General features: G+C 66.3%; 18 protein-coding genes and 3 pseudogenes. 9 read left to right on the forward strand and 12 right to left on the reverse strand.

The features are described 5' to 3' along the window. Nucleotides 1-222 precede the first annotated feature (222 nt). Both RHA1_RS34055 and RHA1_RS34060 read right to left on the reverse strand, forming a co-directional pair. Complete coding sequence (locus RHA1_RS34055; RefSeq protein WP_011598699.1) at nucleotides 223-1,824, reverse strand: MFS transporter; 1,602 nt, start codon at nucleotides 1,822-1,824, stop codon at nucleotides 223-225. A gap of 216 nt (nucleotides 1,825-2,040) precedes the next feature. Next, nucleotides 2,041-2,679, reverse strand: a complete 639-nt coding sequence (locus RHA1_RS34060) for an HD domain-containing protein (protein ID WP_011598700.1) — start codon at nucleotides 2,677-2,679, stop codon at nucleotides 2,041-2,043. Nucleotides 2,680-3,009: 330 nt separating this feature from the next. Between RHA1_RS34060 and RHA1_RS34065 the strand changes: the two genes are divergently transcribed. The 3 genes from RHA1_RS34065 (at nucleotide 3,010) to RHA1_RS34075 (ending at nucleotide 4,754) form a co-directional block, all read left to right on the forward strand. Beyond that, a complete protein-coding gene (locus RHA1_RS34065; RefSeq protein ID WP_009480185.1) occupies nucleotides 3,010-3,438 on the forward strand; it encodes a DUF7144 family membrane protein in 429 nt (142 codons plus the stop codon). A 410-nt stretch (nucleotides 3,439-3,848) separates the two neighbouring features. Beyond that, entirely contained in the window at nucleotides 3,849-4,244 is a 396-nt protein-coding gene (locus RHA1_RS34070) for a DUF7144 family membrane protein (RefSeq protein WP_016880214.1), read from the forward strand. Between the two features lie 246 nt (nucleotides 4,245-4,490). Then, on the forward strand, nucleotides 4,491-4,754 hold the full coding sequence (locus RHA1_RS34075) for a hypothetical protein (protein ID WP_016880215.1): 264 nt from the start codon (nucleotides 4,491-4,493) through the stop codon (nucleotides 4,752-4,754). 481 nt (nucleotides 4,755-5,235) lie between these two features. On the opposite strand, the gene phoU is transcribed toward RHA1_RS34075, so the two are convergent. The 7 genes and pseudogenes from phoU to RHA1_RS34115 form a co-directional block, all read right to left on the reverse strand. Then, nucleotides 5,236-5,883, reverse strand: a complete 648-nt coding sequence (phoU, locus tag RHA1_RS34085; protein ID WP_011598704.1) for a phosphate signaling complex protein PhoU — start codon at nucleotides 5,881-5,883, stop codon at nucleotides 5,236-5,238. A gap of 169 nt (nucleotides 5,884-6,052) precedes the next feature. Beyond that, a complete protein-coding gene (locus RHA1_RS34090; protein ID WP_029537647.1) occupies nucleotides 6,053-6,472 on the reverse strand; it encodes a DUF7144 family membrane protein in 420 nt (139 codons plus the stop codon). A 330-nt stretch (nucleotides 6,473-6,802) separates the two neighbouring features. Further along, the gene (locus tag RHA1_RS53685) at nucleotides 6,803-7,123 is read right to left on the reverse strand and encodes a three-helix bundle dimerization domain-containing protein (RefSeq protein ID WP_085990423.1); all 321 of its coding nucleotides are present in this window, start codon (nucleotides 7,121-7,123) and stop codon (nucleotides 6,803-6,805) included. A gap of 117 nt (nucleotides 7,124-7,240) precedes the next feature. Then, complete coding sequence (locus RHA1_RS34100) at nucleotides 7,241-7,729, reverse strand: hypothetical protein (RefSeq protein WP_011598705.1); 489 nt, start codon at nucleotides 7,727-7,729, stop codon at nucleotides 7,241-7,243. 228 nt (nucleotides 7,730-7,957) lie between these two features. Further along, nucleotides 7,958-8,335 (reverse strand): SHOCT domain-containing protein, encoded by a 378-nt coding sequence (locus RHA1_RS34105; RefSeq protein WP_011598706.1) that lies wholly within the window; start codon nucleotides 8,333-8,335, stop codon nucleotides 7,958-7,960. 30 nt (nucleotides 8,336-8,365) lie between these two features. Further along, nucleotides 8,366-8,644, reverse strand: a complete 279-nt coding sequence (locus RHA1_RS34110) for a hypothetical protein (protein WP_016880218.1) — start codon at nucleotides 8,642-8,644, stop codon at nucleotides 8,366-8,368. A 15-nt stretch (nucleotides 8,645-8,659) separates the two neighbouring features. Beyond that, nucleotides 8,660-9,111: pseudogene (locus tag RHA1_RS34115) on the reverse strand (DUF6325 family protein). A gap of 535 nt (nucleotides 9,112-9,646) precedes the next feature. Between RHA1_RS34115 and RHA1_RS34120 the strand changes: the two are divergent. The 3 genes and pseudogenes from RHA1_RS34120 to RHA1_RS34130 form a co-directional block, all read left to right on the forward strand. Next, nucleotides 9,647-10,054: a DUF7144 family membrane protein gene (locus tag RHA1_RS34120; RefSeq protein WP_011598709.1), complete on the forward strand. Its 408-nt coding sequence runs from the start codon at nucleotides 9,647-9,649 to the stop codon at nucleotides 10,052-10,054. A gap of 487 nt (nucleotides 10,055-10,541) precedes the next feature. After that, a pseudogene (gene istA / locus RHA1_RS53690) lies at nucleotides 10,542-12,069 on the forward strand (IS21 family transposase). Further along, nucleotides 12,066-12,401 (forward strand): annotated as a pseudogene (locus tag RHA1_RS34130) (ATP-binding protein); the annotation flags it as partial. The pseudogenes istA and RHA1_RS34130, both read left to right, overlap by 4 nt. Before the next feature lie 48 nt (nucleotides 12,402-12,449). Here the strand turns inward: RHA1_RS34130 and RHA1_RS34135 are convergent. From RHA1_RS34135 to RHA1_RS34145, 3 genes are all read right to left on the reverse strand, one after another. Next, nucleotides 12,450-12,857 (reverse strand): DUF6262 family protein, encoded by a 408-nt coding sequence (locus RHA1_RS34135; protein WP_237726986.1) that lies wholly within the window; start codon nucleotides 12,855-12,857, stop codon nucleotides 12,450-12,452. Between the two features lie 29 nt (nucleotides 12,858-12,886). Beyond that, the gene (locus RHA1_RS34140; RefSeq protein WP_011598714.1) at nucleotides 12,887-14,842 is read right to left on the reverse strand and encodes a tyrosine-type recombinase/integrase; all 1,956 of its coding nucleotides are present in this window, start codon (nucleotides 14,840-14,842) and stop codon (nucleotides 12,887-12,889) included. 199 nt (nucleotides 14,843-15,041) lie between these two features. After that, on the reverse strand, nucleotides 15,042-16,175 hold the full coding sequence (locus RHA1_RS34145; RefSeq protein WP_423816283.1) for a tyrosine-type recombinase/integrase: 1,134 nt from the start codon (nucleotides 16,173-16,175) through the stop codon (nucleotides 15,042-15,044). On the opposite strand from RHA1_RS34145, the gene RHA1_RS34150 reads away from it, so the two are divergent. The 3 genes from RHA1_RS34150 to RHA1_RS34160 all read left to right on the forward strand — a co-directional run bounded on the left by RHA1_RS34150 (nucleotide 16,065) and on the right by RHA1_RS34160 (nucleotide 19,596). Continuing rightward, nucleotides 16,065-16,781 carry an ATP-binding protein gene (locus tag RHA1_RS34150; RefSeq protein WP_423816284.1) on the forward strand — a complete coding sequence of 239 codons (717 nt, stop codon included), beginning with the start codon at nucleotides 16,065-16,067 and terminating at the stop codon, nucleotides 16,779-16,781. The two genes, RHA1_RS34145 and RHA1_RS34150, sit on opposite strands and share 111 nt — an antisense overlap. Before the next feature lie 549 nt (nucleotides 16,782-17,330). Continuing rightward, the gene (locus RHA1_RS52970) at nucleotides 17,331-18,191 is read left to right on the forward strand and encodes a hypothetical protein (RefSeq protein WP_011598718.1); all 861 of its coding nucleotides are present in this window, start codon (nucleotides 17,331-17,333) and stop codon (nucleotides 18,189-18,191) included. Nucleotides 18,192-18,834: 643 nt separating this feature from the next. After that, entirely contained in the window at nucleotides 18,835-19,596 is a 762-nt protein-coding gene (locus RHA1_RS34160) for an NAD(P)-binding domain-containing protein (protein WP_081437500.1), read from the forward strand. Nucleotides 19,597-20,037 lie beyond the last annotated feature (441 nt).

The raw sequence follows: 20,037 nt of genomic DNA on the forward strand, positions 1-20,037 counted from the left end.
CGGTGTCGCCGACGTGCCCGCTGAGGATCGGCACCCGATCAGAGGGCCGGTGGGGTCGCCCGGGCTCGGCGCTTTGCTCGCGCTCGAACTGCTCATCCGCTCGGCCCGCACAGCCACCGCTCAGGACTCCACCGCTGGAGCCGACCTCGTCGTGAGCAATGATTCGCGCCTCAGTGTCGTGAACTACGTTCGTACTGCAGGACAACTGATGGGATATGGGGATCAGATCTCATCTGTCGCTTCGCCCGAGTTCTGTGGTGTCGGGTCCGGGATCCGCCTCATGCGGAACGAGTTGAACACCCCGATGAGGCCGGCGAGGATGGGGATGAGCAGGGCGACCTGAAGGGCGAGGGGTCGTGTGCCGGTGTTGATGCGGACGATCTCGTCCTGAATCGCCGGGGGTTGGTCGACGAGTAGTTGTTCGAGTTGGGTGTTGCTCATGACTTCGGCGTCGTCCTCGAGCACCTGCGCGACCTGTTGCTGCTCTGCCGGCGGGAGCACGGTGCTCGATTCCGTCATCGAGGTGAAGGTGAGGGACAGTGTTGCCAGCATGATGGCGCCGGCGAACGCCAGCCCGAACGAGAGCCCGAACGATCCCGCTGCGGAATTGACGCTGGCGGCCTCGCTGATCCGTTCCTCCTCGATCGGGGCGAGTGTGTAGTTGTTGAGCTGGGATACCAGCAATCCCAGCCCGGATCCGGCGATCACCAACGGGATCACCAGGCCCCAGCCGAACTCGGCGCGCGGCACGATCGGGATCAGCGCCGCGATCCCGATCGTCAGCAGCACGAATCCCCACCGGATGATGCTGCTCGGGCGCCGGTCGCCGGCCTTCTTGCCCGCGAGCAACGCCACCGCGAACATGCTGAGGGAGAGGGGTGCGAGGGACAATCCCGCCTGCATCGCGTTGTACTCGAGCACCATCTGCAGGTAGATCGGCAGCGCGATCATCGTGCCGCCGAGGGCGATCTGCTGGAGCATCTGCCCCGAGATGCCCAGTCGGAAGATCTTGGAGCGGAACAGATCCGGGTCCAGCAAGGCCGGCTTCCCTTGACGATTGCGCCGTACGAGCCAGTAGGCCAGCGCGGCCAGCGCGACCGCACCGATCACCAGGAGCGCCGCAACGGATTCGCCACCCTCCTGCCACACCAGGATTCCCAGCACGATGCCGCCCATCCCCAGAACGGAGAGGACCGCGCCCACCAGATCGATCACCCGGGGCCCGGTGTACGGCACATCCTGGACCAGTGTGATGCCGGACAGCACGACCGCGATGATGACGACCTCGAGCACGAACCCGATGCGCCACGAGAGGTAGGTGGTGATGAAACCGCCGAGCAGCGGTCCGACGGCGGCGGCGATCGCGGCCGCCGCCCCGACGAGGGCGTAGACCTTCTTCTGCGCGGCGCCTTCGAAGTTGCCGTGGATGAGGGACTGCATGGCGGGCAACAGGAGTGACGCGCCGATTCCACCGAGTATCGCCCAGAAGATGATGATCGCGGTCAGGCTCTGTGCGAGCGCCATCGCGGACGCACCGACTGCGTAGCCGAGCAGGCCCAGCACGTACGCCCGTTTGCGTCCGATGAGGTCGCCGACCTTGCCGCCGATCAGGATGAACGCGGCAGAAACCAGCGCCTCGAGTGCGATCGCGGCCTGGACGCCGCTGACGGTGGTGTCGAGGTCGCGAACCACCGACGAGATCGACACGTTCATCAGCGACGTGTCGACGACGAGCACGAACATCGCCATTGCCAGCAGGATCGCGAGTGTCCGCCGAGGGCCCGTTGCCCGCTCGGAATCACCGTTGGTCGGTTCTTCGGTCATAGGAGGCCCACCGTCCGTCCATTCCGCTGCACCCGAGTGTCCCATGCACGGGGCGAGGTATCTGAAGGGCACGATCCCCGGCCGGACCTCCGGAAACGAGTCTTTCTTCTCTCCTTCTCGCGCGCCCGGTTTGTGTCGTTCATCGAGGGTTTGCTGTTGCCGGCATGCATGGTCGGTGGGTCTGCATCGAAGGGGAGACGCGGAACCGGTGTCTTGCTATCCGGTCCGTGCGTGGGGAGTGCTCGGTCCGTTTACAGTTCGCCGTCCCGGCTTCGGCATCAGACGGGCTCGGGGGTCGGGCGGAAGGCGCTGCTCGACTCGGTCTGCGGCGGCCCGGAGATACGGGTCCCGCTGCGGGTGGGCGCGGACGGTGGGAGAGTCCGGGCCGTGCCGGTCGATCTTCTCGCGCAGCCGCTGATCCAGACTCAACGCCTCGCCGTGCGGACCGGTCGTCTGATCGGCGACGGTCAGCGCGTCCGAGACCGCGTCCTCGACGAAGCCGAACTGGCTCAGTTCGTCGCCCAGGCCGGTGACCGCGGCGACGAACCGGGCGCCGGAGTGATGAGCGACCAGGTCGCACACCCGCTCCGGCCAACCATGGGCTTGCAGATAGCGGGCGCCGTCGAGCGGGTGAAACCCGGTCTCGCGCAGCTCGGCGGCATAGCCGATGTCGTGCAGCCACGCGGCGGCCACCAACGTGTCCCGGTCCGCGGCCGGGACCGTGGGTGCAAGCGCCAACGCCCGGGCCGCAACCCCTGCACAGTGATCTGCACGCATGCGGTCGCGGGCAAGGACGCGCAGTGTCAGCGCCCGGGCGCGGGGCACCAATGGCGACCGCGTCGCATCATCTGCCATGACCACACCTCTCCCGCACGGCGCCGATCCACCACCGGCCGCCACCGGTCGGGCTGTCGCAGCCTGGCATCACAGGATATATCGGGCCGACGGCGTCCCGACGGGGTTCGCCGCTTCTACAGTCGGTGACGGCGACGTGCGGTTGAGGCGCCGGGGGAGTGCACCGTCGGAGCCGCGAGGAACGACGGACACCGGCTCGTCGGGGCATCGGGGTCCTGGAGACCACTCCGCGGGCCCACACCTGCCGCGAAGTGCCGCCATCATCGGCCCGACCGGAGGACGATGAACCTTCCGGAACACTTCACGCGTTGCCCGGGAAGGGAAACGGTCATGTCCGAGGAATCTCTGGTCAAACGCGGTGTGGCGCAGGGGTCCGCGAGGGGTGGGGCGGTCCTGCTCGTCACTGTCGGTGTCCTCGAAGTACTCCAGGGCCTGTCCGCGATCGCCAAGGACGAGGTAATCGTCACCGGAATCGACTACACCTACCAATTCGACCTCACCGCATGGGGATGGACCCACCTGGTTCTCGGCGCGCTCGTCACCGCCGCCGGAATCGCCCTGTTCACTGGTGCCACCTGGGCGCGAGTGGGCGCCATGGTGATCTGCGCAGTCTCGATCCTCGTCAACTTCCTCTGGTTGCCCTACTACCCGATGTGGGCGATCACGATCATCGCCCTCAACGCCGTGGTGATCTGGGCCGTCTCGACCTGGCACCCCGACACAGACCGAGCCGCACAGCCCTCTCCACCTGCGAGATGAACTGCCATGCGAGCACTGGACCACGAACAGTGCGACCAGCACGCGCCGAGCGCAGGCGGCCGTCGACACGACCTCGCGCCGCGGTGACGTCGACCGGGTGTGAGGCGTGGCCGCCATGACGTGGGCGCTGCCGGCGATCGCGGTGGTCCTGCTCGGCTTCGCGGCGGTCTCCGGGCGCGTGGCGGGCACGCCGATCACCGGACCACCCCCATCCGGAGACCCGACCGGCCCCAGATACTCGACGGTGATCCCCGCACCCCCGGCCGCGCATCCGTCGTCATCGACCGAAGGACCGGCAGGCGATGGTGTCCCCAAGAGTCCAGCCCACATTCCGCGGCGGACCCGATGGGCTGAGGCGGACAATGAGCAGATACGGCGTGCGGGCAGCCCCCGCCGGAAGGGGGTACGTCATGACCGAGGAGTCGTCGACCGAACAGCGCGTGGCGACCGCCACGTCGATCGGGGCGGCCACTCTGGTGCTGACCGTCGGTCTCCTCCAGTTCGCCCAGGGCATCGCCGGCGTCGCCGAGAGCGAAGGGTTCTCGGTGGGGATGGAGTACACCTACCGGTTCGACCTCATCGCCTGGGGCTGGTTTCATATCGCCTTCGGGGTGCTGCTCTGCGTGGTCGGTCTCGCTTTGGCCGCCGGGGCGCGTTGGGCGCGGGTGGCGGCGATCGTCTTCGCGGCCATCTCGATCCTCGCCAACTTCCTGTGGCTGCCGTACTACCCCTCCTGGTCGATGGTGATCATCGCACTTGACGTCGCGGCGATCTGGGCGGTGTCTACGTGGAAGCCACCACCGTAGTGAAACGAACGGAACCGCAGTCGAAACCAGATCGATTCTGTGGCGACCCCGGGTCGGTAAGCGGCAGATCTCTGCAGAGGGATCAGCCGGCGCCTGCGCCTCCTGTAGCTATACTCGGGACGCGGCCTCCTCCGGTAACTATTCGGGACGAGCCCGAAAGCCCGGGGCCGGCAGCGTCGAGCGGGTGGTTTTCGTCGGCGAGGTGCTTATGATCCGGGCGCGTAGCCGAGCGGAAGGCGAAGAACGATGCCCGAGAAAAAGGATCACAGTCCGAGACCCGAACCCGGTCCATTCGGCGCGGGCACGCGGGTACTGGTGCGCCGGCCGTCCGAACCGGCGCAGACCGGTCGGATCATCGAGGACTACGCCGAGCTGACCGACACCGAGGAGCGCGGGCACGCCTGGGCGCCGGTGCACCGGTGGGCCGTCGCCCTCGACGACGGGCGCCTGGTCTTCGCCGACACCGACGACCTCACCGCCGACCCGAGCACGGAAGGATCCACCGGGTAGACCGGACCTGGCCGGTGGAAGAACCAGCGAGAGACCGTGTCCCTGGGCACCGGTTTGACGTTGAAGCCCGAGGCGAATCCGACGCAGGTCCAGCTCTCACCAGCGGGTACCGTCACCACCACCTCACCGGACGCCCCGGCGCTCAGCGCTGGTACCGCGGTGCGGTACCGGCCGCGAAGACCATCGCGGGCGCGATGACCGCCGACGCGATGGCGGTGTGTACCGCGATCTTGTTCTTCATGATGCTCACCTCGTTCTGAGAGTCCTCGACTCTTGCAGGAACGGGTGGCGAAACAGCCCCTCGGTGATCGGGATCGGTTATGAGCCAGGTCATCGCGAGGTCGGGCACGTTGATGTGCTTCAGCGCGGGTGGTCGGCTCGTGTCCGCGTGGCCGGTGACTGGGTGACCGCATCCCGGCGTCGTGAGGAGCAGACCTCAGCCGAGGTTCAGCAGCAGTACTACCCCCCCGGGGTCTGCGGCCTACGGGCTCAGCGGTTCGCCGGTGACGAGGAAGATCACCCGGCGCCCGACCACGACAGTGTGGTCGCCGAAGCGTTCGTAGAAGCGGCCGAGCAGGGTGATGTCTACCGCGGCCGGGATGCTGCCGGTCCAGGACGGGTCCTGGATCAGGGTGAGCAATCGTCGGTGCAGGTTGTCGAGCTCGTCGTCGCGTCTGCCGATCTCGGCGGCCAGTTCGGGATCGTGCGTGCGCAGGACCTGTTCGGCGAGGCCGGCCAGTTCGGACGCCACCCGCCCCATCCCGGCGAGCACTTCCTCCGCCTCACCGGAGGCGACGTGCTCGGGATGGCGGCGGCGGACGCTTTCGGCCACATGCTGCACCAGCCCGCCCATCCGGCTCAGATCCGTCACAAGGTGCACACCGGTGACGACCTGACGGAGATCACGCGCCACCGGGGCCTGCAGCGCCAGCAGCGCCATCGCCTGCTCCTCGCACGGACCGCGTAACGCCTCGATCTGCTCGGTGAGGTCGAACACTCGCTCGGCCAGCGGCAGATCGGCCAGCATAAGTGCGTCGGTCGCCGCCTGCACGGCCTCCCCGGCCAGGTGACACATCGACGCCAACCGGTCGGTCAGTGCGTCGAGTTGTTCGTGAAATTTCATCCGCATACGCATCATCATCGTGCACTCCGCCGATAGGTGGGCTCGACAGCTGCCCGGGTCTGACGGAAGCGCGGGTCTGACGGCAGTGCCGTTCATCCGGCGATCGGCACCGCTACCACCGCTGGCGCAGTATCCGGCACGATCCCGGCGGTGAGCTGCCGAGCCGGTCGTGCCACTACTGCGAATGTTCCCGTCTTTCAACCCTTTCCGGGTTCCAGGTCGATACGGCCCAGATGACGACGACGTCGAGTGCGATGATCACCAGCGACCACACCGGGTAGTACGGCAGCCACAGGAAGTTCGCCAGAATCGAGATCGCGGCAACGATGATCGCTGACACCCGGGCCCATGTGGCTCCGGTGAACAGGGCGAGGCCGACGATCGCGACGAGGGCGCCGAGGACGATGTGGATCCAACCCCAGGTGGTGAGGTCGAACTTGTAGACGTATTCCACCCCGACCACGAATACTTCGTTCTCGGCGACGGCGGCGATGCCCTGAAAGAACTGGATGATGCCGACGGTGACCATGATGACGGCCGCCGCCATCGAGGTGCCGCCCGCGAAGCCTTGTTTGGTCGATGGATACTCGGACACGGACACGGCTGTCCCCTTTCCCCACAGCTACGAATTTCGCTCGGTATGACGATTGTCCGCCGCAGCGTGCTGTCTTCGCCGGAGAACGTGGATTCCGGCGGAACGAGGCCGGTGACGATCTTCGGGGTGCTGCTCTGCGTGGTCGGGTTCCGGTCGTCCTCGAAACCTTCGCGAGCGTGGGTCACGCTCGTTCGGCTTGCCCGCGCAGTGGCCGCCCTGAGCAGGTGCGAGGAATAATGGGACAGATCTCTGCTGCTGCATGATGATTGTGGTCCGGCATGCGCCTCCACATTCGTGGTCAGCCTCCCCGGTCTTGTCGAAGGATTAGGCTCACACTGCCCGGGTGTGGTGGGCGGCCGCCGACACCGGTCCCTCTCCCGGGCCTGGCCATCTCCTCTCGCCGCTTACGACAGACGTGGTGAGTGCCGCGCGAAGACACGCCGCCCTCCCCGGCTGCTGATCGTGGCGCGCACCGCCGGCTCGGTGTGCGGGTGGTGGGAAGTTCAGGTGTGTGCAGCGGTTCGGGTTGCGCCGGTGCCGGCTGTTGGTGGCATCGAGTGTGCGCGTGGCGGCTCGTTCGATCAGGAGGGGGACGAAGTCTCGGATGCGGCATCCCTCGAACCGACCCTTCGCTGGAGCGTCGACGTGCATGGGATGTGGTGTCGAACACGGCGTTGTCGTGCGCTGGTTGGTGTTCGGGGCCGAGCCGCGCTTCTGCGAGGGTCTGGTTCGGTTGATGCTGAGTTGTGTGCGGGGGCGATGTGGTTGTTACCGTCCCGCGTCGGATTCGGAGGTGGTGGGGAAGGGGCTGGGGCCGAGTGCGAGGGTGAGGGAGGTGGGGTGGAGTCCGATCTCGGTCCGGCTGGTGGTGAGGATCAGCGACCCGGTGCGCGGGTAGGTGCCGATCCAGTACGACGGCGTGGTGCGGTACGGCCCGGAGTCGTCGGAGCGGGGTTCGGTGGGGTGGAGCGAGTCGGCGGGGCCGTCGAGGTCGTCGACGAGGACGAGCACGGACAGGTAAGACCACCGCGGCGACCAGTCGTGGGGGTCGGTCAGGGGACGGGTTTCGTAGCGGGCGAAGTCGGCACGGATCCCGGTGACATCCATCGCCAGTTGCAGCAGCAGCCCGGACGCGAATGCGGTGACCGCGGACAGTTCGAGGGTCAGGTCTTTCTCGGCCGTGATCGGCATCGGTGCGTGCACGCGAAGGCCCCGGTCAGCAGGCGGCGCGATAGCCGGCCAACGATGGCGGCGCATGCTTCGTCTTCGCACCTCTCGCCGCCCGCCGAGGTCGGGATCAGGCGGCGGGATTGTTTGTTTCCCAGAAACATTCGTCCGGGACCCCATTGGTGCAGAGCTGGAGAGGTCCCGCAGACGACTGGCGGCCGTGACGGTGAGTCGGGGTGTCCAGCCCGCGACGCTGCCACCCGCGTCGGTGTCCGACACCGGGACCTGGGAAGGGCGGTGCCTCGGTCGCGTTCGGTGCTAGGTCAGTGCTTTGCTTTTGATCGTCTCGAACTCCTGCGGTGTGATCGCCCCCGAATCGAGCAGCGCCTTGGCGTCGGTGATCTGCTGGGCCGGGGATTTGCCCGCGACGTCCCGGATGTAGGGGTCCTGGGCCTGTTTGACCTGACGGAAGGCCGCCGCGGACCGCTCGGTCATGCCCTGGTTGCGCACGATCAGGTAGATCAGCGCCGACAGGAACGGGATCAGGAACAAGAACAACAGCCACAGCGCCTTGAGCCACCCGGACATCTGGTGGTCCCGGAACAGGTCGGTGATGATCGCAAACAGCACCCTCAGGTAGGCCACGAACAGGAAGAAGACGACGATAAACCAGAAGAACTCCCAGAAACTGTCCATTGTTGTGCTCCGTCCACTTGGTGATTCCGGTCAGGAGGCCAGGGTCCTGGCCTCCTGGTCGTTGAACTCGTCGTCGGTGAGCACCTCCTGATCGCGCAGTTCACCGAGCTGCTTCAACGCCGTGAGACGGTCGGTACCGCCGGTCGGTGGTGGCGATGCCGGTGGGGTGGACGGCGGCTGTGGCGCAGCCGACGGCGGCTGTTGGGCGGCCCAGCGCTGGCCTTGCCGCCGCGAGACCCGGCCTGACACGGTGGTCGCGGTTCCCGCGATCACGGCGGTGCGGGTAATTCCGCGGAGAAGTCCGGGCATCGTGCGCTCCTCCTGCTATCGGGTGGGGCCGTCGAGAGAATCGAGCGTCGCCAGGTGCCTTGGACGGGTATCCGTCCCGACGCGACGAGTTGGGCTCCTTCACGACGTAGCGCGGAGGCGAACGGTGCGGCCCAGCGGTTCTCGTACACGAGGATCGCGCCGACACAGCCCGGTTCGAGGACGGCTCCCGCCTGCTCGAGATCGCCGCGGTCGATCAGGCCCGACGATGCCTCGGCGAACAGGGTCACGTCGACGGTCCCGGTGAAGCCCAGATCCTCGACGGCAATCCCTGCGAGCGATCCGTCGGCGTCTTTGCGGACGAAGACCAGGTCGAGTACCCGGATGATGTTCGCCTCGACCAGGTCGAGCAGCAGGGGAAGAGCCGAGCCGTCGGGCGGGTGGTCGGCGGGAAACTCCACGACCAGGTAGTCGATGGGCCCGACGTCGTCGAAATCGGTGTCGGTCACCGCGCTGACCTCGCTTCTGAAGACCGCAGCGATACAACATCAGGCGAAATATCTGCGCCTCCGGGCATGCGAAATGCCTCGTACCAGCACGCACAGTTTCCCATCCACGCCTCAGAACGCGCCGGAAAACGACAACACCCGATCGCCCAGGCAGCCCTGAGTATTTTTCTCGTCCGGATCTTCGACTCCTGGCTATTCCGCTGGGTGATCAGCTCGCGCGGGAACCGCTCGGAGGCGCAACCGTCAGCCGAAACGCCGGCCTGGGTAGTGTGCTCGTCATTCCGGGACCGCCGTGGGCATGGACCGTCCTCGGTATCGACTGCCCGTCGGTGCTTCGGTTCGGCGGCCGCGATCGCGCCCCGGGCCCGCGCCCGCCTGAACCGACGTCTACGCCCGGATGCCCGTCGAGCCCGATTCCGGCAGCGTCCGTCGAACGACTGGCCGGGAATGCGCGCAAGTCGCGGTGGCGTACCCGTCGCGCGGCGCACACTTGGGAGCGCGCGTACAGCATCCGAGTCCACAGAGGTGAACCATCGTGCCCGATAAATCGAGCGTCAATCAGCAGATCGCAGCTGACACGGTGATCGGTGCCGCGGTCTTGCTGGTCACCGTCGGCGTGCTGCATATCCTTCAGGGGATCGCCGCGGTCGCCAATGATGACGCCCTCGTCGTCATTGCCGAGTACACCTACGAATTCGATCTGACCGTGTGGGGGTGGATCCACATCGTGCTCGGGGTGGTGATCGCGCTGGTCGGTGCCGCCCTGTTCCGCGGTGGAATATGGGCGCGGACGTTGACGGTCACCATCGCGGCACTATCGATCGTCGTCAACTTCCTGTGGCTGCCCCATTACCCGGCGTGGGCACTGCTGATCATCGCCCTCGACACGGCGGTGATCTGGGCGGTACTGACCTGGATTCCGAATCCGGCTGGTACTAGGTGACTCGCGGCGATCAACGAACGTCCTGCAGGACGCACACAGGCCGGCACATTCGGGTACGCCGCGCACAGTCATCCGGCTGATGCCACCCAGGGTGCGGTCGACGCGCCGTGTCCGCGATGGCGTCGACCGTGCGACTGTTCGAGGGACGGCTGGTCGGGCCGGTTCACCATAAAGGTTCCCGCCCGGTGTCGGCTCTACCTCCGCGTGCACGGTGTTATTTGTGGGTGGTGAGGATCATCCCGTCGCCCTCGTCCCGGCAGTATGTACGACGACTTGTCGTCCTGCCAACGGACACGTCAGACTCCTTGTAGGCGGTCAGTTCGCCTCCGGTTGGGCGGACACGGTTTCTCCGGATCAGTGGAGACGAGAATTCTGGGTCGTCGGCCACGAAACAGCTGATTGACACGCTGGCGTAAATACCCGGACGGGGTTCCTTCGCCCGAGTTGGCTTGGTTTGCCGCGCAAACCAACCGACCGAAGGAACCCCATGACCAAGTGTGCCAGGGAAGTGATGGAGATCTTGGAAGCCTACGACCTGACCCAGTGTGCGCATTCGGCGGCGCAGCTGGTCGGGTGTGACGAGAAGACGGTGGCCAGGTATGTCGCGCTCCGCGACGCCGGCCGCGACCCGGCCGAGCGTGAGCGCCGCGCACGCTCGATCGACCCGTTCCTCGGGAAGATCGAGGAGCTGGTGGAGGCCTCACAGGGCCGGATCCGGGCGGACGTGGTGCACGACAAGCTCACCGCGATGGGCTTCGACGGCACCGACCGCACCACCCGCCGCGCGGTCGCCGAGCTCAAGGCGAGCTACCGGGCCGGGCACCGCCGGAAGTATCGGCCTGGGGGCACCTCCCACGCAGTGGGGGAGGATCCCGGAGCCGGGCATGTGGCTGCAGTTCGATTGGGGCGAGGGCCCGCGGGTCGGTGGCCGGCGTACCCAACTGTTCTGCGCGTGGTTGTCGTGGTCGAGGTTTGCCGGTGGTGGTGCCGGCGTGGGACCAGCAGCTCCCGACGTTGATCGCCTGCCTGGACACCACGCTGCGCCGGATCGGTGGGGCGCCGACGTATCTGCTGACCGACAATCCCCGAACCGTCACGATGGACCGGATCGCCGGTGTCCCCGTCCGTCACCCCGACATCGTTTCCGCAGGAAGGCATTACGGCTGCGTCGTGCACACGTGTGAACCGTTCGATCCGGAATCGAAGGGCGGCGCCGAGCATACGGTCAAGATCGCGAAGGCCGATCTGGTGCCGACCGAGGCGAACCTGCTCGAGGAATACCCGAGTTTCGCCGAGCTCGTCGACGCATGTGAGCGGTGGTGCGAGAAGGTCAACGCCCGCCCGCATCGCGCCGTCGGGGCCGCCCCGGCCGAGCGGTTGGCAACCGAACTCGGCAGGCTGCACGTGCTGCCCGAGGATCCGCATCTGCTTGCCCTCGGTGAGGAGCGCCTCGTCGGCTTCGACCAGACCGTCAGCTGGGGCAACGTGCGGTACTCGACCCCGGACGGGCACCAAGGGACGAAGGTGTGGTGCCGGGTCACCGGCGACGAATTGGTGATCGTCGCCCGCACCGGAAGCGGTGTCGCGGAGATCGCCCGCCACCGACTGTCCACCCCAGGGAACCCAAGAATCGTCGCCGCGCATTACCCGCATCACCCCGACGACGGATCGGTGCTGCGCCTGCCCAAACCCCGCCCGCGCACCGCGGCCGAGATCGACTTCCTCGCCCTCGGCGAGGGCGCACACCGCTGGCTGACCGAGGCCGCCGCCGGAGGGGTCGTCCGGATCCGCCACAAGATGGCCAGGGCAGTCGAATTCACCCACGTCCCCGGGCGCCGGACGGGTCGATCAGGCATTGGCCGTGGCCGCGGCGGCGGGCCGGTTCGGCGACCGTGATCTCGCCTCGATCCTCGACCACCTTGCCGCCGCCGCACAGCCCGGACCTGTGGTTGTGGTCGACGAAACCCACACCACTTGGGCCCGGCACCGCCGGGTGGGGCCGGGTGGGCGCATGAACAGCAATTCGGCGCCGCCCCTCCCCGACGAGCTGGCCAAGATCTGCACCCGCATGCGGCTGCCGTATCTGCGCAAGGCCGCCCCCGACGTGCTCGCGACCGCCCGGGCCCAACGCTGGGACCCGGCCGAGGTGGTGCGGGTGCTGCTGCAAGAGGAAGTCGTCGGCCGGGACGCCGCCACCCGCCGGATGCGCCGCAAGAACGCGAAATTCCCGACCGGCAAGACGTTCTCGTCGTGGCGCCCGGAGGAGTCCTCGATTCCCGAGGCCACCCAGAACGCGCTCACCACGCTCGAATGGGTGCACCGCCGGGAGAACCTGGCCGTGTCCGGAGCCGTCGTTATCGTCGGTTTGAGCTGAGAAGCCTTTCGTTTGCGCTGGTCATGACGTTTCTGCGATTGATGCAATGTGGTTGGTGGCGGTCCCTTGGCGGGTGAGTTGGCGGCGCAGGTCGAGGTTCTCGCCGTGGGCCTGTTCGAGGGCGTCTCGCAGGGCTCGGACTTCGGTGCGGTGCTGTTTCTTCAGCTCAATGATCTGCTGGCTGAGTGTGTGGATGAGGGTGTTATCCGAATCCGGTGCGGTGGCGGCGTCGACCGGTCGGGCGGTGGCCCGCAGCCGTTCGATGCGGGGCCGCAGTTCGGCATGGTTGTAGAGGAAGGCGTGGGAGACGCCGGCCTCGCGTTGGACGGCTTGGAAGGTGACGCGTTCGCCGCGTTTGAGCAGACGCCGGATGGCCTGCTCGGCATCGGCGGTCTTGCGGGTGGATCTGGACTTGGCGGCGGCGACCAAGGCGGCTGTGCGGTCTGCATGTGTGGTGGTCAGGGTCGTGTCCTCAGTGTGATGGGGATGAGGGTGAGTGGGATCGGGCCGGTCGTGGTGGCGTGAGAGCCACCGCCTTGGATGGCGCGGCCGGGATCGGTCGGCAGTGCTTCCAGCAGCTTGGTCAGTGCCTCTCTCTCGGCGCGGCGGTGTGTGAGCCAGACGTTGTCGTCGGGCATGGGGCTGCCGTGTCGGATCTCGAATTCGGTTGTGGTGCGGTCGATCAGGGTGGTTGTGTCGTCGAGTTGGCGTTCGAGGACGGTCCGGTGGGTGGTGTCGGTGGCGAACACCGAGCAAGTGAGGCAGGCGTTGCCCTTGTCGCAGGATTGGAGCGGTGGCAGTAGACACCAGCCGTTGGGCAGGAATCGGTCGGCTCGGTCGAACAGGTGCATGCTGTCGTGGTCGTCACGGGAGAACTGGATCCGGGTTCCGTCGGCTTTCAGTTTCACCGTCGCGAGGAACGCTTGTTCGGCGTGCTGTTCACGGGCGGCGATGTAGTGCATGGTCATCGTCGGGGTGGCATGGCCTGCGTAGCGTTGCAGGACGTGGATCGGCAGACCGAGCTCGGCCAGCCGAGTCAATCGGGTGTGGCGAAATCGGTGGGTGTGGCTGAGCCTGATCACGCGGCCTTGGCTGTCGGTGATCTGCACCCGGTCGCTGAACTCACGCAGCATCCAGGTGTAGGTGCCTTGGGGATAGGGTTTGCCGCCGGTGCGGTTGCCGACGCGCTGGACGAACAGAAACCGCGGCTCGTGCTCGGGGAATTTGTCGCGGACCCAGCGTTGCTGCTCACCGATGACCTCGGTGACTTCCCGGTCGACCAAGATGGTGTCTGGTGCGATATCGATCTTCGTTTGCGCATAGTGAAATCGTGCGATCTTCTCAGTGCCGGGTGCGGTGATTGTGGTCGCCGGAGGCGCGGTCAGGCAGTCGAATGCGCAGGTGCGGATTTCGCTGGCGCGCCGTCCGGTGAGGATCTGCATCAGGATCATCCGCATGGCTTGTGGATCATCGAAGCCGTTGGCCTGCAATTGTGTTCCATCGCCGCGGGTAATGAGCATCTGGTGTTCGCGGGGCAAGCCGAGCAGCGGCAACGCCGCCAGGATCTGGCCCATCGCGTGGTCGTCGACGTAATGGTCGTCGTTGAACTCGCGCGTGTGCTTGACGCGGGCGACCTGCCGGAACCAACTCGCGGCGTGCGCCTCGGTGACCCGTGACCACGGCTCTGCGCCGAGCAGCTGGTGGGCTTCGCCGCGGTTATCGGCGACGAACGCGAACAGCTCACCGACCGCTCGCAGGTCGTCGTTGATCTGACGTGGATGCACCGGTCTGTCGGCGAATCGGCGGTCGTTGCTGCGCAGCAGCCGGTTGGCGGGGTCGGCGTCCCAACGCCGGAACGCCGCCGCCTGTGCGGCGGCGTTGGCGGGGTCGCCGAGGACCTGCAGCGGGTCGTCGAGAGTGCCCAGCCAACGGTCGAACCTGGTCAGGCATTTGACTCGTTCCTGGCTGACCGTCGACCACCGTAAGGTCCCGGCCTCGAGTGCGGTCCCCAAATGCCATTTCGCTGCCTCTCGCAGCCAGCGATGACGGATCTGCCCGGGTGAACAGCCGTAGTTGGCCTGCGGTTCCCGCCCGGTCAGCGGAATCCGCGGATCGCAGCGCGGGTGCCATTCGTCGAGATCCCACCAGTGGCCGTCATGACAGCGCGCCAGCAGCGCCAGCCGAGCGAATCGGAACATCACCCGCAGCCGGGCGATGCTGCCATGGGGCGGCAGCCGCCCCCAGCGGGTCGCATAGAACCATCGCTGCAACGCCGCGGCCTGATCCCAGTCCATCGCGCGGATCGACGGTGGGAACGGATGCTGTTCGCGGATCGCTCGTCGGAGGATGTTGGCCATCTGATTGGTGGCCAGGACGGAGGATCGGGTGCCGTCCAGTGCCTGCCAGTGCGCCATCCAGGCCAGCTCGGCAGCAATCGTCTCCGGCAGGCCGTGCAGCTTGATCCGGGCCTTGGCGTTCTCGGTGATCTTTTCCCAGTTGTCGATAGCGGGTCCGATGATCGGTCCGCGCCATTGCGGCGGCAGCTCCTGCAGGAGCTGCCAGATCGGGTCTTTGTCATCGGCCGGGGCGCAGATAGGGTGGCCGCTGCCCCATTCATTCGGTCACCTGCCAGCCGGCCGCATATGATCGCCAGTTCGCCGCCGCCCGCAACGCCTCGTCCTCGCGAACCCAGCCGTAAAGGTCCAAAGTCGTTTGGACATGAGCGTGACCGAGCCGCCGCGATACCACCCACTCCGGTGTCCCCGCCAGCAACAACGCGGTCGCATGGCTGTGCCGGAACCAGTGCGGAGACCAACCCTCGACACCGATGCCCCTTCGCCGCAACGCATTCGTCTTGTCCCGCACCGTCCCTTCCCGAAGCGACGACAGGAACGGCGGCCGGAAAAGATTCACCAGCAACGGCGACTCGACCCTCAGCGGCAGGCCCAGCTCGGTTGCTCGGCAGGCGATGTGGGTCAGGTAGTCGGCGAACAACCGCTCCAAGTCCGCGCCGACATAGACCCGACGCGGACGCATCATCTTCACCCGCGCCCCGTTCGCGTTGTCGTGTCGCGGCACGATCTCGACGAACGGTGTCCCGCCGCGACCCATCACGAAGTCACTGATCCGCAGACCCAAAGCCTCACCCAACCGCATGCCAGTCTCAGCCAGCAGCGCGAACAGAAACCGGTCCCGCAGATTCCCGACCCATTCACCAGTGGCCGAATCGAACACGGCGCATCCATTCAGGATCGCCTGGATCTGCCCAGGCAACAACAGAGGTGGCCGACCAGTACCGCGGTGACCGCGGCGCACCCGCACCAGCGACGACGGCCGCGCTGCCGCCCGAGCATCCAGATGCGCCAGCAACCCCCGAGCCGGCATCCGCCGCGGTGCCCCGCGCATCAACCGTCCCGCGACCGGAACCCCGAAAACCGCTTCCTGCCAACGATAGAACGACATCAACGCCGCCAGCCGCGCCTCCAACGTCGAAGCTCCCGGTACCTGCTCCTGCGGGACCAGGCTGCGTTCAACCGTCCGGCCGTTGCGCAACCACGACAGGAACCCCGTCACCGCGGGGACACCGACGTCCCGCCACTTCCCGACCTCGTCGCGCTGCTCCAGGAACGTCCACCACTGAGCCAACGCCGTCGCATAGCCGCGCACCGTATTCGGCGACCACAGAGTCCGGTGAGACTCCAACCACTCCTCGACCGGATCAACGGTCCGATACGACGCATCGACCACCGTCCACGTCCGACTCCCACCAGGCGGTCGCACCGCCAGACCGTACGCCACAAGCACCGCCCCCATCGTTGTTGCACTCCCTCTGATAACCGGGAAACAACGATGGCAAAGCAAGATCAACAAACATCGTCGAAGACGTTAATGAGAGTCGACGAACTCCCGTTGATAACGTCCGGGACGGGGAAGAGTCATTTCGTCGAAGCGCTCGCGCACGCCGCGATCGAGGCCGACCTGCGGGTGCTGTGGTTCACCCTCGAAACCCTCACCCAGACGGTGAACAAGGCGAAGGCCGACGGGTCGGTCGCCCGCACGGTGGCGAAGGTCTGCTCCTGCGATCTCGTGGTGGTCGATGACATCGGCATGCTGCCCGCCGGGCAGGACGCCGCCGAGGCGTTCTACCGCATCGTCGACGCCGCATACGAGCGCCGCTCGGTCGCCGTGACGTCGAACATTCACCCGTCTGGATTCGACACGATCATGCCGAAGACCCTGGCCACCGCTACTGTCGATCGGCTCCTGCACCACGCCCACGTCATCGTGACCAAGGGCGATTCACACCGCCTCGCCGACGCCCTCGCCGGCAAGGGCGTGCACCCACTCGACTAACGACGCGGACCAACGGCACGGGCCGCCACCGGTCTTCAACGACCACACATCCGGAAGTTTGATGTCCACAGATCCGGAGATCTCATGTCCGCCCGCCCGGACTTCCTCGCGTCCGTTGACACTTTCGGGGATGATTGTCAGTGGTGCAGGGCGGTGACCGAATTGCGGATCTGGGCGCGCTGCTTGGTGTCGAGGCCACGGACTCGGGTCCGATTTCGGCCTCGACGCGAGATTCGGGACGAGATTGTGCGGGAAGTCTGGTTGCGTGACGACATTCCGACATTGTCTGACAGACACTCGACCGAGCGGGCATCGGGAGCGGCAGGTGTGAAGCGGGGAGGGTGAGTGAGAATGAATCATATACGGGTACATGCAGTTTGGGCCAAGGAGGCGTTCTGTGTTAGCCGTATTCCTTGCCGATATGCACCGCACACTCTGCCGGTCGCTCGTTGACTCACATTCACGATTAGTCTGTGCGGTGATGGATACGTCCGAGGAGGCCGCGCGTGCGTCGGCGGCCATGACTGCGGAAGGCTAGCGGAGTTGGCCATGAACGTTATCAGCGGTGCCGCGCGTGCCGCCAGAAATGCAGTCGCGGTTCTTCGGAACGCGGGTGAGGGCGCCTGGTCCTTTACGAGCAGCAAGCGGCGGCAACGGACGCAGACGTCGGAGGAAGCCAGAGCCGGACTCGAGGTGGAACCCCAGATCACCATCAAGCCTGAGTCGGAGCCGACCCCGTCCGAGGTGCCGCCCGCGAAGAAGGCTGTAGCCGAGTCACCTGCGAAGGAGGTCGCTTCCGCCAATCCGACCCGGTCGGAGACGCGGCCCACCAAGCGAGGCGCCAAGGCAATCGCCGAACGGGTGCCGTCCGAGACGCCGCCCTTGAGGAAGACTGCGGCCGCCCGGTCCGAGACGCCGCCCGCCAAGGAGGGTTCTGTGAAGGCGCCCGCGAAGAAGGCTGCCGCCAAGGCGCCTTCGAAGAAGGCTGCTGCGAAGGCACCTGCAAAGAAGGCTGCCGCCAAGGCACCTTCGAAGAAGGCTGCTGCGAAGGTGCCAGTGAAGAAGGCTGCCGCGGAGGTGCCCGCGAAGAAGGCTGCGGCCGGGAAGGTTCCCGTGAGGAAGGCTGCGGCCGCCAATCCGGCCCGGTCGGAGACGACCCGCGCCAAGCGAGGTGCCAAGGCAATCGCCAAACGGGTGCCGTCCGAGGTGCCGCCCGTGAGGAAGGTTGCGGCCGCGAAGGCGCCTGTGAAGAAGGCTGCCTCCGAGGCGCCGGCGAAGAAGACCGCTGCAAGAACCGCGAAGAAGGCCGCTGCGAAGGTGCCCGCGAAGAAGGCCGCTGCGAAGGCGCCTGTGAAAAAGGCCGCTGGGAAGGCACCCGTGAGGAAGGCGGCGGCGGCCGGTAATGAGTGATGTACTTACCGGTGCGCGATGCTCATAAGGGCCTGGACCTGTGTTGCCGAGCGTTCGCCCCACCCGGGGGAGCGGGCGCTCAGCTGTCGGTTGCCGAGCCAGGGATAGGGGTCTGGGGTGTCGAACGTCCCGCCCGGGCTTCTTCGTGTCCATTGACAGCGAGGTCGGCCGCCTCGGAGTGGCGGGCAGGACCGGTGCGTGGTGTAGGTGCTGTCTCGGCTCCGGCATCAACGAACTCGCACGTCTCTCACGATCGGGGATGAACCCGGCGGACCACCGTTCGCCTCTGGGATCGCGCCTGCATCGCGCCGAGGACCTGCTGCCGCCGGCTGCCGGATACTGGCCTCGTTCGGGAATGGATGGGCTTCGGGAGCGCGGGGTGCGAGTGGCCGCGGCAATGTCTGTCGGGGCGCCGATCAGGAGCGGGGACGTGTCGTTTCTACTGTTCACAGTGGCTATTTCGCGCTGTCTCCGGGGTATCGCGCGGTGAAATGCGCGATAAGCGAACCTGACTACAAGAGCCCACGATGCACAGCACGATCCGTGCAGCAATCGGGGTAATCCACTCACCCACGACAGGACCGAGAAGTGGGACGTCGGCCCTCTAGTCGAACTGTCAAGTATTTGAATCAGTTCGAGCTGAATGCGCCCACGCGGAACTATCCGACGGGGTCCGTTGTTGACGTATGCAGCAGTCGCGAAGTATCGCGGCACTCGACGAAGGGGTACAAGAGATATGCGCATCGGAATCATCGGAGCTGGTCAGATCGGTGGCACGCTTACACGCAGGCTGACTGCGCTCGGTCACGATGTGCGCGTGTCGAACTCTCGGACACCCGACACCCTCGCAGACCTCGAGGCGGAGACCGGCGCAAAGGCGGTACTGAACACCGAAGCCGCCGAGGGTGCAGACCTGGTGATCGTGAGCATCCCGCAGAAGGACGTCGTGGACCTTCCCTCCGACATCCTCGCAGGCGCTGCCGCTGGTGCTCCGGTGATCGAGACAAACAACTACTACCCGCAGCAGCGAGACGGATTGATCGCCGCCATCGAAGGCGGTCAGGCAGAAAGTGAATGGGTGCAAGAACGCCTCGGGGTGCCGGTGTTCAAGGCATTCAACGGAATCTGGTGGAAGCACCTTCTCGAGAAGGGCCTACCGGAAGGCTCGAGCGGCCGGATCGCGCTCCCCGTCGCCGGCGATGACGCACTGAAGAAGCAGGTGGTATTCGATCTGATCAATCAACTCGGATTTGACCCTGTCGATGCGGGCACAGTCGAAGACTCCTGGCGTCAGCAGCCGGGAACCCCAGTCTACGGCAAGGATTTTGATCGGGAAGCTACGTTGAAGGCACTGGCGCAGGCAACGCGTGAGCGCACAGACGAGTGGCGTGCTGTGGCGCAGTGAGTGCTCGGCCGGTGGGTTGGTCCTGGTGCGACGCGCGTCCAGGACGGCATCGGTATCGAGACGGCGGGGGGCGCGGGCGCCCGATCCGGTGTACGGCCGCCATCCGCTGGGCAGGGTGCGGGCGCTACTCGTGTCGGTGGTTGTTGCGGCGGTGGAACAGGATCGGGTCCTGGTCGACGATTCGGTCCCGCTGGCTCCGGGGTGGCCTGCCTACACAACACCACATTGCGACCCGCGCTAGCCGGGGTGTCGTGATTTGGCTCGTTGACACACAACTTGTTGGACACGCGCAATAGCTGAACGCCACTTCCGATGCCGTCGCCGCTCCGCAGCGCGTTCAAACACAAGGTCTGGCGAACTCGACTGCCGTTAATGCATACAGCTCCCTGGGACTCCACCAGCTCCCAGGCAAAAGTCGGCCGGATACCCCTTGCATGCGTC

Origin of the sequence: Rhodococcus jostii RHA1, assembly GCF_000014565.1 — a bacterium.
GTDB classification, from domain to species: Bacteria; Actinomycetota; Actinomycetes; order Mycobacteriales; family Mycobacteriaceae; genus Rhodococcus_F; species Rhodococcus_F jostii_A.

What these genes read in the sequence shown, in the direction of transcription:
- RHA1_RS34055 (WP_011598699.1), bottom strand. Translation starts at nt 1,824, where the DNA reads ATGACCGAAGAACCGACCAACGGTGATTCCGAGCGGGCAACGGGCCCT.
- RHA1_RS34060 (WP_011598700.1), bottom strand. Translation starts at nt 2,679, where the DNA reads ATGGCAGATGATGCGACGCGGTCGCCATTGGTGCCCCGCGCCCGGGCG.
- RHA1_RS34065 (WP_009480185.1), top strand. Translation starts at nt 3,010, where the DNA reads ATGTCCGAGGAATCTCTGGTCAAACGCGGTGTGGCGCAGGGGTCCGCG.
- RHA1_RS34070 (WP_016880214.1), top strand. Translation starts at nt 3,849, where the DNA reads ATGACCGAGGAGTCGTCGACCGAACAGCGCGTGGCGACCGCCACGTCG.
- RHA1_RS34075 (WP_016880215.1), top strand. Translation starts at nt 4,491, where the DNA reads ATGCCCGAGAAAAAGGATCACAGTCCGAGACCCGAACCCGGTCCATTC.
- phoU (WP_011598704.1), bottom strand. Translation starts at nt 5,883, where the DNA reads ATGCGGATGAAATTTCACGAACAACTCGACGCACTGACCGACCGGTTG.
- RHA1_RS53685 (WP_085990423.1), bottom strand. Translation starts at nt 7,123, where the DNA reads ATGCACGTCGACGCTCCAGCGAAGGGTCGGTTCGAGGGATGCCGCATC.
- RHA1_RS34100 (WP_011598705.1), bottom strand. Translation starts at nt 7,729, where the DNA reads ATGCGCCGCCATCGTTGGCCGGCTATCGCGCCGCCTGCTGACCGGGGC.
- RHA1_RS34105 (WP_011598706.1), bottom strand. Translation starts at nt 8,335, where the DNA reads ATGGACAGTTTCTGGGAGTTCTTCTGGTTTATCGTCGTCTTCTTCCTG.
- RHA1_RS34110 (WP_016880218.1), bottom strand. Translation starts at nt 8,644, where the DNA reads ATGCCCGGACTTCTCCGCGGAATTACCCGCACCGCCGTGATCGCGGGA.
- RHA1_RS34140 (WP_011598714.1), bottom strand. Translation starts at nt 14,842, where the DNA reads ATGGCGCACTGGCAGGCACTGGACGGCACCCGATCCTCCGTCCTGGCC.
- RHA1_RS52970 (WP_011598718.1), top strand. Translation starts at nt 17,331, where the DNA reads ATGAACGTTATCAGCGGTGCCGCGCGTGCCGCCAGAAATGCAGTCGCG.
- RHA1_RS34160 (WP_081437500.1), top strand. Translation starts at nt 18,835, where the DNA reads ATGCGCCCACGCGGAACTATCCGACGGGGTCCGTTGTTGACGTATGCA.